At 74.3% G+C, this 13,385-nt stretch carries 13 protein-coding genes; 7 read left to right on the forward strand and 6 right to left on the reverse strand.

The window, feature by feature from the left end; all coding sequences use genetic code 11:
• The first annotated feature begins 119 nt into the window (after window positions 1-119).
• Together A6F73_RS29540 and A6F73_RS29545 are read left to right on the forward strand one after the other, a co-directional pair.
• The gene (locus A6F73_RS29540) at window positions 120-1,109 is read left to right on the forward strand and encodes a hypothetical protein (RefSeq protein WP_063350563.1); all 990 of its coding nucleotides are present in this window, start codon (window positions 120-122) and stop codon (window positions 1,107-1,109) included.
• A 284-nt stretch (window positions 1,110-1,393) separates the two neighbouring features.
• Window positions 1,394-1,720: a hypothetical protein gene (locus A6F73_RS29545; protein WP_063350564.1), complete on the forward strand. Its 327-nt coding sequence runs from the start codon at window positions 1,394-1,396 to the stop codon at window positions 1,718-1,720.
• Between the two features lie 75 nt (window positions 1,721-1,795).
• Here the strand turns inward: A6F73_RS29545 and A6F73_RS29550 are convergent, their stop codons facing one another.
• Both A6F73_RS29550 and A6F73_RS29555 read right to left on the reverse strand, forming a co-directional pair.
• Complete coding sequence (locus A6F73_RS29550) at window positions 1,796-2,878, reverse strand: hypothetical protein (protein ID WP_244293545.1); 1,083 nt, start codon at window positions 2,876-2,878, stop codon at window positions 1,796-1,798.
• A gap of 152 nt (window positions 2,879-3,030) precedes the next feature.
• Complete coding sequence (locus tag A6F73_RS29555; RefSeq protein WP_063350566.1) at window positions 3,031-3,501, reverse strand: nuclear transport factor 2 family protein; 471 nt, start codon at window positions 3,499-3,501, stop codon at window positions 3,031-3,033.
• 101 nt (window positions 3,502-3,602) lie between these two features.
• On the opposite strand from A6F73_RS29555, the gene A6F73_RS29560 reads away from it, so the two are divergent.
• The gene (locus A6F73_RS29560; protein WP_063350567.1) at window positions 3,603-4,172 is read left to right on the forward strand and encodes a TetR/AcrR family transcriptional regulator; all 570 of its coding nucleotides are present in this window, start codon (window positions 3,603-3,605) and stop codon (window positions 4,170-4,172) included.
• A gap of 15 nt (window positions 4,173-4,187) precedes the next feature.
• Here the strand turns inward: A6F73_RS29560 and A6F73_RS29565 are convergent, their stop codons facing one another.
• Together A6F73_RS29565 and A6F73_RS29570 are read right to left on the reverse strand one after the other, a co-directional pair.
• Window positions 4,188-5,459, reverse strand: coding sequence for an ROK family transcriptional regulator (locus A6F73_RS29565; protein WP_079136124.1), 1,272 nt, complete (start codon window positions 5,457-5,459; stop codon window positions 4,188-4,190).
• Window positions 5,460-5,681: 222 nt separating this feature from the next.
• The gene (locus tag A6F73_RS29570) at window positions 5,682-6,551 is read right to left on the reverse strand and encodes a chitosanase (RefSeq protein ID WP_063350568.1); all 870 of its coding nucleotides are present in this window, start codon (window positions 6,549-6,551) and stop codon (window positions 5,682-5,684) included.
• Between the two features lie 424 nt (window positions 6,552-6,975).
• Between A6F73_RS29570 and A6F73_RS29575 the strand changes: the two genes are divergently transcribed.
• Entirely contained in the window at window positions 6,976-7,815 is an 840-nt protein-coding gene (locus A6F73_RS29575) for an HAD family hydrolase (protein ID WP_063350569.1), read from the forward strand.
• 141 nt (window positions 7,816-7,956) lie between these two features.
• Here the strand turns inward: A6F73_RS29575 and A6F73_RS29580 are convergent, their stop codons facing one another.
• The gene (locus A6F73_RS29580) at window positions 7,957-9,153 is read right to left on the reverse strand and encodes an alginate lyase family protein (RefSeq protein WP_063350570.1); all 1,197 of its coding nucleotides are present in this window, start codon (window positions 9,151-9,153) and stop codon (window positions 7,957-7,959) included.
• 187 nt (window positions 9,154-9,340) lie between these two features.
• Here A6F73_RS29580 and A6F73_RS41710 point away from each other — a divergent pair, with 187 nt between their 5' ends.
• Entirely contained in the window at window positions 9,341-9,508 is a 168-nt protein-coding gene (locus A6F73_RS41710; protein WP_159398569.1) for a hypothetical protein, read from the forward strand.
• Window positions 9,509-9,698: 190 nt separating this feature from the next.
• Here the strand turns inward: A6F73_RS41710 and A6F73_RS29585 are convergent, their stop codons facing one another.
• Window positions 9,699-11,036, reverse strand: a complete 1,338-nt coding sequence (locus A6F73_RS29585) for a DUF5685 family protein (protein ID WP_063350571.1) — start codon at window positions 11,034-11,036, stop codon at window positions 9,699-9,701.
• 294 nt (window positions 11,037-11,330) lie between these two features.
• Here A6F73_RS29585 and A6F73_RS29590 point away from each other — a divergent pair, with 294 nt between their 5' ends.
• Window positions 11,331-11,894, forward strand: coding sequence for an XRE family transcriptional regulator (locus A6F73_RS29590; protein ID WP_063350572.1), 564 nt, complete (start codon window positions 11,331-11,333; stop codon window positions 11,892-11,894).
• Entirely contained in the window at window positions 11,891-13,369 is a 1,479-nt protein-coding gene (locus tag A6F73_RS29595) for an MFS transporter (protein ID WP_244293546.1), read from the forward strand. The genes A6F73_RS29590 and A6F73_RS29595 overlap by 4 nt, the downstream gene beginning before the upstream one ends.
• Window positions 13,370-13,385 lie beyond the last annotated feature (16 nt).

A 13,385-nucleotide genomic window follows, 5' to 3' on the forward strand; every position in this document is an offset into this window, starting at 1 on the left:
GTTCCCCCCGTACCGGGCACGAACCAGTGGCAGACTGAGGCGGACATGACCAGTCCTGGATCGGGGGCGGCCGTCCATCAGTGACGGCATCAGGGCACCGACATCGAGGAGCACGTTTCTTGACCACTCACCTCAGGCACGGCACCGGCGCGCGGAAGGTGCTGGCGCTGCTGGCGGCACTGTGCGGGATCGTCGGCCTCACCGCGCTCGGTACGACCCCTGCGGCGGCGGCCGATTCGCGACACGCGATCTACGCCATCGCGCACCGGGTCGACACCCTGGACGGCGTGGACGCCGCGCTCGGCCACGGCGCCAACGCCATCGAGATCGACGTCTGCGCCTGGTGGAACCCGAACGAATGGCGCGCCTACCACGACTGTTCCTCGGCCGGTGAGAACCGCCTGGGCCCCAGCTTCGACAGCATGATCGACCGCATCCTCTCCAACGCCAACGCCGGACGCCGGCTGTCGCTGGTCTGGCTGGACATCAAGGACCCGAACTACTGCGGGGAACAGCCCAACCGCACGTGCAGCGTCGCCGGACTGCGCGACAAGGCGCAGCGGTTGACGGCCGCCGGGATCCAGGTGCTCTACGGCTTCTTCGAATACCACGGCGGCAACACCCCGGATGTCGGCGGCAGGGGCTGGCAGAGCCTGGAAGGCAAGCTCGGCCCGCTGGAGGGCATCACGTCCACCGGCACCCGTGACCAGGTCCAGGGCGCCTTCAACCGGTCCGGTTCCGGATTCCCGGCCGGTCACCGGGCGATGGACTACGGCGACACCGACATCACCAAGGGCTTCGGCAACTGCACGGAGGCCACCTACAACACGTGCGCGGAGCTGAAGAAGGGCGCCGGGGACCGCGCCGCCGGGCGGCTCGCGGCCACGCTGTCCTGGACGGCCACCTACAACGACCCGTGGTACGTCGACAAGCTGCTCGGCGACGCGGGTGTGGACGGCATCATCGCGGGCTACGGCGCCTTCACCGGCGTGCGCGAGTACGACAACAGCTGGCAGTGCGCCAACGCCATCAACCTCGTCCGTGACTGGGTGAACCGCCACAGCGGCACCCACCGCATGGCCAACAGCGGCGACCGCCTGTTCCGCTAGGCCTGTTCCGCTGGCCTTGTCCGTCCGAAGGGCACCCGCCGTCCCGCCCGCCAGCTGCCTGTGCGGCCGGCGGGCGGGACGGCGCGACGGGAGGCGACTTCTGGAGCCGGGCTGCTCGAGCTGTCGAGCAGCCCGTCCGGCTGTCCCGCGTCCAGGACCTCTGGCGCGCCCCACCCGGCGCGGAAGAGTGGAGTGCGGCGCGATGGGCGTGCGGATGAGGCGCCGTGGCAACGGATGTGACCGCTCGGCCCCCATCCGAGGGGCCGCTCGACGAGAGGACATCCATGCGCCCCGGACGACTCGCCGGCGCAGGCCTGGCGGCGGTGGCACTGACAGCCACCCTCGCCGGTCCCGCCCAGGCCGACAACCTGCCCGAGACCGTGTCCGCCACCGGCTCCCCGAGCGGCGTCACCGCCATCTGCCCCGAGGGCCTGCACCCGGACAACGACTGGATCATCACCAACGGCGACGGCACCCGGCTCGGCGCGAACCAGCGGTGGCAGTGGAGGGACAGTGACGGAGGCAGGGGCATCATCGTCTGGATCGCCCCCTACCTCGACTCGCCGCCCCCGCCCCCCAGCATCAGGCTGACGATCTCCTGCATCTCCTGAGCGCCCGACGGCGGAGGGGGCGCGGCAGCTGGCGCGCCCCCTCCGCCGTCAGCTGCTCACGTTGTTCCGGGGGCCTCACGGCCGGTAGGCGGGGAGGCCCTTGACGGTGGAGACCGGGGCCGGGGCGGCGGAGCCGTCGGCGGGGAGGGTGCTGACGCCGTCGGGGGTGCGGGCCGCGATGGTCCTGCCGTCGGGGGACCACGCGGGTTCGGTGTAGTCGGTGGCGGCGGCGGGGGTGAGGTCCCGCTCGTCCTTCTGGTCGATCCGGCTGGAGCGGGTGAACAGGTGGTCGTGCCCGTCGACGGAGCGGACGAACACGACGTGCTCGCCGTCGGGGGAGAGGGCCGGCTGGGAGCCCTGGCCCAGGTCGCGGGTGGCGGGGCGGATGTAGTCGTCGTAGAGGTAGACCTCGCCGGCGGGGGTGTTGGCGTAGACGATCTCGCCGTGCCGGCCACCGGCGTCGGCCCAGGTGTTGCCGGTCTGCGGCGGCTGCGGCATGTTCGCGTTGCCGTCCAGGGAGGTGTGCGGGGTGAGCACCTCGGGGGTGCCGCCGACGGCCTTGGTGGGGATCTTCTCCAGGCGCAGGACGCCGCCCTTGGCGGCGGCGAAGACGATGGTGTCGAAGCGTTCGGCGGATTCGGGGAGGTCGCTGGGGCCTTGCGCGGCGTGCTGCCAGGTCGGGTGGGACCAGGTCTCGCCGCCGGGGGCCGTGGCGAGGGTGACCTTCGCGCCGCCGTCGGGGTCGGCGACGACGAGGTCGCCGTTGCCGTTGATGAAGGCCGCCCGCTTGCCGTCGGGGGACCAGGCGAGGTCGCGGACGACGGTGCCGAAGTCGACGGTGGTGCCGTTCATCGCGACGGCCCGGGTGCCGGTGCTGACGGTCAGGTGGTTGGCGGCGCTGGTGCCGTTGACCTCCTTGGTGCCCGGCGCGGGGGTGCTCGGCACGGGGGTGCCCGGTGCGGGGTTGCTCGGTGCGGGGGTGCTCGGGTGGGCGGAGCCGCCCGGGGCCGGGGCCCCCGGAGCGGTGGCGCCGGGCGCCGCGCTGCCGGGGGCGGCGGTGTCCGATCCGGCGTTGTCGGGGCCGCAGGCGGAGAGGAGGACGGCGCCGACGGTGGTCATCACGGCGAGCGCGGCGGTGGTGCCGAATCTGTTGCGCACGGGCATTTCCAGGTCCCCCCTCGGGTGCGGTTCGCGTTCGAGGAGCAGCATCCCAGGGGGAGTTCAGCGGCCGGTGCGAGCCGTGTCACGGTCGTGGAACAACGGCCGCCCCGGCCTGCCGTGCCGTGCCGGGACCGGATTCTGGCGCCGGGTCAGAGCCCGAGGGCGGTGAGGCCGGGGTGGTCGTCGGGGCGCCGGCCGAGCGGCCAGTGGAAGAGGCGTTCGGCGGCAGCGATCGGCAGGTCGTTGATGGCGGCGTGGCGGTGCGCCATCAGGCCGTCGCGGTCGAACTCCCAGTTCTCGTTGCCGTAGGAGCGGTACCACTGGCCGGAGTCGTCGTGCCACTCGTAGGCGAAGCGGACGGCGATGCGGTCGCCGTCGTGCGCCCACAGTTCCTTGACGAGGCGGTAGTCGAGTTCGCGGTGCCACTTGCGGGTGAGGAAGTCGGCGATCCGCTCGCGTCCGGTGAAGAACTCGGTGCGGTTGCGCCACCGGCTATCGGGTGTGTAGGCGAGGGCGACGCGGTGGGGGTCGCGGGTGTTCCAGGCGTCTTCGGCGGCGCGGACCTTCCGTCGGGCGGTCTCCGGGGTGAACGGGGGCAGGGGAGGGCGCTGTTCGGTCACGGGGTCTCCTCGGGCATGGCGGAGCCGACGGTGAGAACGGTCGTTCTCGCTGTAGCGGCTACCCTAGGAGAACCATCGTTCTCACGCAAAGGGCGCGGCAGATGGACCAGCACGACCCGCGGGGCCTGATCCTCGACGCGGCCGAGGAGCTGTTCTACGGTCAGGGCATTCAGGCGGTCGGCATGGACGCCGTCCGGGCGGCCTCCGGCCTGACGATGCGCCGGCTCTACCAGCAGTTCCCGTCCAAGGACGACCTGGTCGAGGCGTACCTGCGACGCCGGGACGGGCGCTGGCGGGCGAACCTCGCCGCCTACGTGGCCGGCGCCGCCACGCTGCCGCGCGACCAACTGCTCGCCGTCTTCGACTGGCTCGGCCGCTGGTTCGCCGAACCCGACTTCCGGGGCTGCGCGTTCGTCAACTCCTTCGGCGAGCTGGGCGCCGTCTCACCGGCGGTCACGGCGACCGCCCGGCAGCACAAGGAGGAGTTCAACGCCTACCTCGCCTGCCTGGCCGAGGCCGCCGGCGCCCCGCCCGCCACCGCAGCCCAGCTGGCGCTGCTCGCCGAGGGGGCGATGACCACCGCCGCCGTGCACGGCGACCCGAGCGCCGCCGCCGACGCCAAGGCGGCCGCCCGCGTGCTGCTCGACGCCGCCCTGTCCGCCCGCGCCTGACGGACCGCGGGGCCGTCAGCCCGGGACGGGGGCCGTGCGCCGCTCGAAGACCTCGGGGCGGGCCGCCTCCAGGGCGGTGGCGACGGCGCCCAGCAGGACGGCGTCCTGGCCGAGGCGGCTCGGCTCCAGTCGGGGCCGCAGCGGGGAGCGCTCGTACAGCGCCTGCTCCAGCGGGCGCAGCAGCAGGTCGGCGCTGCGCCCGATGCCGCCGCCGAGGACGACCACGTCCGGGTCGAGCAGCGCGGCGACGACGGCGAGGACGTAGCCCAGGCGGTCCACCTCCTGCCGGACGGCCTCGACCGCGGCGGGCTCGCCGAGCCGGGCCCGGGTGAACACCTTCTCGGCGGTGAGCGGCCGCCGCATCCCGAGGTCGAGGGCGGTGCGCACCACGGCGTCGGCGGAGACGGTCTCCTCCAGGGTGGTGCCGGTGCCGGTGCCGGTGGTCGCAGTGGCAGTGGCGGAGGCGCAGCCCGGCAGTCGCAGCAGCCCGAGTTCCCCGGCCGCGCCGTGCGCCCCCGTCAGCAGTTCGCCGTCCTTGACCACGCCCAGGCCGAGTCCGGTGCCGACCAGCAGGTAGACGAAGAGCCGGCTGCCCGCGCCCGCGCCGTAGGTGTACTCGCCGACGGCGGCGAGGTTGGCGTCGTTGGCGACGGTGACGGTGGTGCCCAGGCCGTCGGCTATTCGGTCGAACAGGCCGGGGCGGCCCCAGCCGGGCAGGCTGGCGGCGAGCCTGACGCTGCGTCTGCGCTCGTCCCAGACCCCGGGCGTGCCGGCCACGGTGTGGGCGACGGCGGTGCCGGGCAGGCCCGCCTCGGCGAGGGTCTCGCGGGCGGCCGCGACGACGGCGTCGGCGACGGCGTCGGCCGAGCGGCCGCGGTTGGGCAGGTCGCGGCGGGCGACGACGCAGCCGGACAGGTCGGCGACGGCGACCCGCAGCCGGGCCCGGCCGATGTCGAGCCCGAGGACGTGCCCGGCGGCCGGGTCGGTCTCGTACAGGACGGCGGTGCGGCCGCGCTCGGGGGCGAACCTGCCGGCCTCGCGGGCGAGTCCGGCGAGTTCGAGGGTGGCCAGTGCGGTGGAGACGGTCGGCTTGGACAGCCCGGTGTCGCGGGCGAGTTGGGCCCGGGAGAGCGGGCCGTGGCAGCGCAGCCGCTCCAGCAGGAGCCACTCGTTGTTGCTCCGGAGCCGCTGCCGGTTCCACGGCTGTTGTCCAGGCCCTGACAGTGGAGCGAGGGTGACGGGCTGCGGCGCCCCGTCCGTGGCCGTAGTCCGTCCTGCTGTGCTCATTCGGTCGATCGTAGGGCACCCGTCAGCCGACGAACGAGGACGGGCGGCGGGCGGACAGGCGCAGCGGAAGCGCGGACCGCCGGTGGCGGCGGGGAGTCCCGGCTCCCTGCTGCCACCGGCGGTCGGATCGCCCGGCGCGGCCGCGCCCCGCCGGGGGCGGCCCTCGCAGGGCCGGGGTCCGGTCCCACACGCCGGACCCCGGGCTCGACGGGTGCGGGTGGGTCAGTCGATGGTGTAGCCGGAGCCGAAGGCGGTGACGCTGAGCGGGCCGTCCAGGTTGTAGTTGCCGGTGGCGGCGATCCGGCGCAGGCACTCGACCCGGTCGACGGACTTCCTCCATTCGTCGGCGGTGGAGGAGTTGGCCGGGTTGGTGAGGTCGTCGACGCGGACGTCGAAGAAGGCGTTCAGCCAAGCGCTCTCGCCGGCGCCGGACGGCGAGCCGACCTTGGCGTTGGTACGGCCGATGAGGGCGGGCAGGGCGTCGTACTCGCTGCCGTTGCCGTGCTGGATGGAGGCGTCGTACAGCTCGGCGCGGGCGAGGGCGGTGGTGAGGCCGAGCTGGTCGGCCTGGTTCATGGCGGGGGTGAAGTAGCGCTGGTCGACCTGGTCGTCCTGGACCTGCCGGAAGGTGGCGTCCTGGGCGGCCTGCTTCCAGGCGGCGACGTAGTCGCTCTCGGGCAGGCCGCTGGTGTCGCCGCTGCCGGCGGCGGCCAGGCGCTCCAGCTCGGGGATGAAGCGGGCGAGCGGGTTGTCGGGGGAGACGGCGGTGTAGGCGCGGACGACCTTGAGCGCGTCGCCGTCGTTGGTGGTGAAGCCGGCGCGGCCGGCGGTGACGCCGCGGCCGTCGTTGATGTTCTCGGCGTAGCCGTACTGGAGTTCGGTGGTGCTGTTCTCGAAGATGCTGATCAGCTGGTCGGCCCGGCGGTGCTGATCGGGGGTCAGGCCGCCTGCGGACGCCCGCTGCACGGCCGCGGCGGTCGCCCGGGCGGGGGCGGTGGACGCCGAGGCGGAGGTGGCGGCCCAGGCCGCACCGGCGACCAGGGCGGCTGCCGCGGTGGCGGCGGCGAGGCGTCGGGTTCGGGAAACTCGCATGGGTGTGCTCCGATCTCCGGGGGCGGTGCCGCCGGAGGCAGTGGGGGATGGCGCGCCGGTCGAACGGGGGCGCTGTGGGGGCAGGAGAGCGAGCTCGCGGCAGCAGAGTACGGTCTGCGGCCGACGGCGGTCTATAAGGTAAGGAAAGTTTCCTAATAAAATTGCTTGGGTCTCGGAGACGGTGCTCGGTCGTCGCCGAACGGGCCGCGCCGGTGATACCGTCCGAGCGTCTGGCGACCGTCCGCCCGGCCACCGCCGGGCCCGGCCCGCGAGCTCCCTGCACCACCGAATCGGGCGCCCCACGCGCACGCACACGCCACGCACACGCCGCGTGCGCACCGCCCGCGCCGTACGCGCGCGTACCGCACACGCCCCGCGCCCGGCCGCTCCCACCGAAACCCCGACCAGCACGGAGCACCGACCCATGAGCCTCCCGAGCACCACCCCACCCACCGTCACCCCGATACGGCCGCCGCGCCTGGTGGCCACCGACCTCGACGGGACGATCGTGCGCGGCGACCGCACCGTCTCGGCTCGCACCGTCGCCGCGCTCGGCCGGGTCGAACGGGCCGGCGGGCTCGTCGTCCTGGTCACCGGCCGCCCGCCGCGCCTGATGGGCGAGATCGCGGCCGCCTTCGGCCACCGGGGCGTGGCGATCTGCTCCAACGGCGCCTTCGGCTACGACATGCGCACCCGCGCGGTGATCGCCGAGAACCCGATCCCGGTCGACGTGCTCGGCGAGAGCGCCCGGCGGCTGCGCGAGGCCGTGCCGGGGATCGGGCTGGCCGTCGAGTACGCCCAGGAGCTGGCCGGGGACGCGCACTACGAGGCGGGCGCCTGGGACGCCGACACCACCGTGCAACGCCTCGACGACGCACGGTTGTTCGGCCGCCCGGCGCCCAAGCTGATCGGCCGTCACCCGGAGCTGTCCGCGGACGAGCTGCTGGAGCTGGCCCGCCCGGTGCTCGGAGAGCTGGTGACGGTCTACCACGCGAACGGCGAGCGGCTGGTCGAGGCCGTCGCGAAGGGCGTCAGCAAGGCCTCCGCGCTCGGCGACCTGGCGCGGCGGCGCGGGATCACCCGCGAGCAGGCGGTCGCGTTCGGCGACATGCCCAACGACCTGCCGATGATGGCCTGGGCGGGCACCTCGTACGGTGTCGCCAACGCCCACCCGGAGGTGCTGGCCACGGTGGACCACGTCATCGGCAGCAACGACGAGGACGGGGTGGCCACCGTCCTGGAAGGCCTGTTCCCCGAGGGGTGAGCTGCGTGCGGAACGGGCGTTCCCGGAAGGTCTTTTCCCGGAACGGACGCTCCCGGAACGGACGCTCCCGGTAGGGGCGCGGCCGAAACGGCGGCTCCGGGCGGAGTGCACTCCCGGAGCCGCCGCTTCCCGCCCGCGCCGTCAGGGCGCGCTGGTGTGGGTCAGGGTCTCCCAGCCGATGAAGTGGTCGGCCCCGAACGGGCTGTGCGCGGCCACGTACCGCCCGGTCTGCGGCATCGCCACGCCCTCGCGCAGGTGGTACTCGTTGTACGCGAGCTGGACGGCCGGGCCGAGACCGGTCTTCGGCGAGCCGTCGCAGAGCCAGTTCGGAACTTTCGCGCCGTTCTCGTACGCGGTGTGGAACTCCAGGGCCTTGACCAGCCGTTCGCGTCCCTCGCCCCACAGGTCGAGGCCCTGGAGCCGGGCGGTCTCGGCGGTCTGGGCGGCGGCCTCCAGGCCCCATCCAGTGTGCCCGAAGTCGCGGCAGGTCTCCTGCGACAGCCCGTCCACGAAGGTCGACTGGCCGGACCAGTACTTCACCAGCGCGGCCTTGCCCTCGATCCCGGCCTTGGGCGGCGGCACCGGCAGGGCGCCGTCGGAGGACAGGTAGACGTAGGCGGGCAGGCGCTTGCGCCACATTCCTGCCGCCTGGTCGAACAGGCCGCGGTCGTCGAGGAAGACCGCGATGCCCATCAGGGCGTCGGTCTCGATCAGCTCCCAGTTGCCGTTCTTGCGCGGGCTGCCGGGCGACAGCAGCGGCACGTAGACGGTGCGCAGCATGGTGGCGAAGCGGTCGATCGAGGCGGTCGGCCAGCCCGCTCCGGAGTGGCGGATCAACTCGGCGGCCCGGGACCAGTTGTTGCCCGACCAGCCGGTCTGCAGCTGGGCGTTGCTGTTGGTGTGCTCCTGGATCACGGCCGACCAGGCGTCCATGATCTCGATCGCCTTGTCGGCGTACCGCTGGTCGCGGGTGAGCACCCACTGCAGGGCGTGGGCGTAGGCGGCCATCGCGTCGTTGCGCTCGTCCGAACAGCCGTTGTCGGGGTGGGAGCGGGACCCGCACTCGACGGTGGCGCGCGGCCGGGGCCGCCAGTCCAGCGAGGCGTACGTGCTCGACCGGAGGTCGGCGAAGGCGGACGTCCAGGGTTCGGCCCCGGCCGCCAGCTTGCCCTTGAGGAAGGCGAGTTGCTGGTCGCCGACCAGCACGCCGGGGTGCCGGAAGGCGGCCCGGGCGCCGTGCGCGGCGGGTGCGGCGGCCCCGGCGGGTGTGGTGGCGAGCGGGAGCAGGGCGGCGAGTGCCGCCGCGGCGATCAGTGTCCTGGTGCGGCTACGGCCCATGGGGAGCTGGTCCTCTCGCGGGGGAGGCGGTCGAGCGCTGATGCCATGTTAGGAAAGTTGCCTAACATGAGAAGTGAACCACCAACCCCCGCGCGCGCCAAGAGGACCGGCTCCGTTCACCGCCGCACCCGTAGGCGTGCGTTCCGCATTTATCGCCTGTTGATCGTCGGGGCGTAACGTCGGACTCATGAACGAGATAACGGCCGAGTGGCCGGGGGCGGCGCCCGAGGGGCGGATGACGGAGCAGGACACCGAGCGGTTCCGGGAGTTGCTGGCGCGCTTGGAGAACTCGCTGGCGGCGGACCGGACGGCGGACCGGGCGAGGCGCCGGGCGGCGGCCGGGTCCGATGCCTGACGGGCCGGAGCGGCGCCCGGTGGTGGTGCTGCCGCTCTGGCGGCGCGGCGAGTCGTGCGGGCCGGCGGACCGGCCCGGGGTGCCGCGGGGGCGCTCCGGGCCGGTGGCGGTCGATCAGGTGACGGCGTCGCCGCTGGCGCCGCTGCCGCCGGCGGCGCGGTGGAATCCGGACCGCTGACGGTACGGCACGTCAGCAGCTGCAGTCGCAGCAGTCGCAGCCGTCACAACAGCTGCAACCGTCGCAGCCATCGCAACCGTTGCAGCAGTTGCAAGGGTCACAGCAGTCGCCGCAGTCGCAGTCGTGCCGCTGGCACCAGCCCTCCCGGCGCTCCCGGCTGAACGGGTCGTTGTGGTCGCAGCAGAGCAACTGGCAGGTGCAGGCCATCAGCGCCCACACCGCGCAGCCGGCCAGCAGGTTGCGCGGTCGCGGCGGCTTGGCGCCGATCGGGGTGAAGCCGGGGCCCTGGGGCACCCATGGCGGGAGCGGGGTCTGGCCGGGATCCTGACCGGGGGTCTGCCCGGGCGGCGCCTGGCGCGGCGGCGCGTCGTGCGGGTGCTCCCCGGTGGTGTTGTGCGGGTGCCCGCCGGTCGTTGCGTGCGCGGATCCGTCGGGGGCGGACCCGCCGGCGACGGGTCCGGCGTTCCGGGTGCGGCAGGCGGCCGCGTGGGCGGCCGGGCCGAAGACCCGCTCGACGGCCCGCTCGGTCTCGTGCGCGAGCAGCAGGTGCACCAGGGCCCGGTCGGTCAGTTCGACCTCGCGCAGCGCGAGCCGGATGCCGTGGACGGCGTCGCGGCACAGGCGTTCGGCCTCGGTGCGGTCGGTGCCGGTGGCGGTCAGCGGGTTCCAGGCGCCGCCGGCGGCGTCGGCGGCCTGGTCCTCGGCGGCGTCGAGGAGGTGGGCGAGCCGGCCGAAGAGCCGGCCGGCCTCGGCGAGCGGGGCGGCGTTGCCGGGGCGCCCGGCGAGGACGGCGGTGTGCGCGAACGCGGCCGAGGTGGCGGTCTCGGTGGGCTCGGTGACCAGCAGGACGGAACCGCCGGGCGGCAGTGACCGCTCCAACTCGCCCTGCCGGGAGGCGGCTTCGAGCAGCACGCCGGTGTCGAAGCCGACCGCCGAGGCGCTGCCGGCGCTCTTCCGGTCCCACCGCCGGGTGACCGCGCGGGCCCCGACGGCGACCGGGCGGCGGCCGAACACGCCGTCACGGTCCTCGACGTGGTCGCGGATCTTGACCGAGGCGAGGGCGAGCGAGACGGCGGCGGCGAGCCGGGCGCCCTCGCCCCGGGCGACGGAGGCGGTGCGCATGCCGCGTAGCGGGCAGGGCCCGGCGGTGCGCCGCCAGGAGGCGTCCTCGCGGGCGGCCTGGGCCTCGACCAGGACCGAGATGATCAGGCCGTCGTAGTTGGTGGCGGTGCGGGCGAGTTGGCCGTGGTCGTCGCGCAGCGCGAGGCAGAGCCCGCACAGGTGCGCCAGCCACGATGCCTGAAGCCGTTCGGACAGCCGGTGCTTGCACGGTCTGATGATGCCGAACATGATTCCCCCTCGCCGGTGGGCCGCTGACCAGCCCTGATCCGCCGAACATCATATGATCACCGCCCCTCCCGGGCCGAGGGGTCGGAGGAGCCGAGGAGCCGAAGCCGAGGAGCGGAGGAGCCGAAGGGGCGGAGGAGCCGGAGGAACGGGAGAGGGTGCGAGGAGCACAGGGGCGCGCAGTCGAACGCAGCGCGCAGTCCCGGCCGAATCCACGCCGCCCGCCCTTCCCCACGCCCTGCCCGCAGCAGCCCGCGCCCCTGGGAGTGATCTCATATCCGGGATAGCATCGCGAATATGGGAATCGAGACGGCCGCCGACGAGCGGCTCGCCAACCGGCTCGCCGAATTGAGACTGGAACGGGGCTGGACGCTGGAGGAACTGGCCCGGCTGGCGGACGTCAGCCGCTCCACGCTGTCGCGCGTCGAACGGGCCGAAGTCAGCCCGACCGCCGCGCTGCTCGGGCGGCTCTGCGCCGTCTACGGGCGGACCATGTCCCGGCTGCTCGCCGAGGTCGAGTCGGCGCCGGCCCGGCTGGTGCGGGCCGCGGACCAGCGGATCTGGCGGGACGAGACCACCGGCTTCGTCCGCCGCTCCGTCTCCCCGCCGCACGGCTCGCTGCGCGCCGAGATCGTCGAGGGCCGGCTGCCCGCCGGCGCCGACATCGCCTACGACCGCCCCTGCGTGGCGGACCTGGAACACCACCTGTGGGTGTTCGAGGGGGTGTTGGAGCTCACCGTCGACGGCGAGCGACACCTGCTCGGCCCCGGCGACTGCCTGCGCTACGTCTCCGGAACCAGCCGCTTCCGCGCCCCCGGCCCGGACGACGCCCGGTACGCCCTGGTGGTGGTGGAACCGTGAGGCGCCCGAAGACCCGGATAGCCGCCGCGCCCCGCGAGCGCTTCGACGCCGCCGGGCGCCGCGTCCTGCTGGTCTGCGTCGCCGGCGGCTTCACCACGCTGCTCGACCAGTCCGTCCTCAACACCTCCATCCCGGCCCTGCGCGAGAGCCTGCACGCCCAGCCCGCCCACCTCCAGTGGATCGTCGCCGGCTACTCGCTCGCCTTCGGCCTAGCGCTGATCCCCGGCGGGCGGCTGGGCGACGTCAGGGGCCGCAAGTGGCTCTTCGTCACCGGCCTCGCCCTGTTCACCCTGGTCAGCCTGGTCTCGGCGACCGCCACCGCACCCGAGGTGCTGATCGCGGCCCGGCTGCTCCAGGGCGTGGGCGCCGGGCTCGTCAACTCGCAGATGATCGGCACCCTCCAGGACGTGTTCGACGGCCAGCTGCGGGCCCGCGCCCTCGGCATGTACGCCGTCACGGGCGGCCTGGCCTTCGCGCTCGGCCCGCCGATCGGCGGCGCGGTCCTGGCGGCGGCCGGCCCCGAGCACGGCTGGCGGCTGACCTTCCTGCTCAACGTGCCGTTCGGACTGGCCACCGTCGCGCTGGCAGTGCGTCACCTGCCCAGGCCGCGCCCGAGTGCCCGGCACGCCGACCTCGACCTCGTCGGCCTGCTGCTGGTCGCCGCGCTCACCCTCGCCCTGATGCTGCCGTTCGTCCAACCGCCCGGCTGGACCGGCTGGTTGGCCTTCGTCGCCGTCGCCGTCCTGCTGCTCGGCGCGCTCGCCTGGTGGCAGCGCCGCTACGCCCGCTCCGGCGGCCACCCGCTGATCCACCCGGCACTCACCCGCTCCGCGCCGTACGCGCTCGGCACCGTGACCGCGATGGCCCAGTTCGGCTCCTCGCTCGCCGCCGGACTGGTGCTCACCATGTTCCTCCAGGACGGCCTCGGGCTCTCCCCGATGGGCGCCGCACTCGTTGCGCTGCCCTCGGCGGTGGCCATGGGCGTCGCCTCCGCGCTGGCCTGGCGGGTGGTGCAGCGCTTCGGGCGGCGCACCGTCACCGCGGGCATGACCGGCTCCGCCCTGGTCATGCTGGCGAGCGGACTGGTCGCGCACTGGGCGCCCGCCGCCGTCCTGCCCTGGCTGCTGGCGCTGCTGCAACTGTTCGGCGGCGCCTCGATCGGCGTGATGGGCGCCACCAACCAGGCGTACGTGCTGCGCCACGCGCCCGCCGAGGCGGCCGGGGTGAGCGGGGCCATTCTGCAGATGGCGCAGCGGATCGCGGCGGCGGTCGCGGTCTCGGCGCTGTCCGGCGTCTACCTGCGGCAGACCGCCGGGGGCGGCGACCACCGCTCCGCCTACCTGGCCACCAGCGCGGTGTGCGCGGCGGTCGCCGCCCTCGCGGTCCTGGCCTCGGTGTTCGCCGGCCGGCGCGCGGCCCGGGAGGCGGCCGGCGAGCCCGTCGCGGTGAGCCGTGGGCGAACAGCGGTCCGCTGAGTTCTGTCCGGCGCAG

The sequence above is a fragment of the Streptomyces sp. MJM8645 genome (genome assembly GCF_001625365.1).
Classification (GTDB): domain Bacteria; phylum Actinomycetota; class Actinomycetes; order Streptomycetales; family Streptomycetaceae; genus Kitasatospora.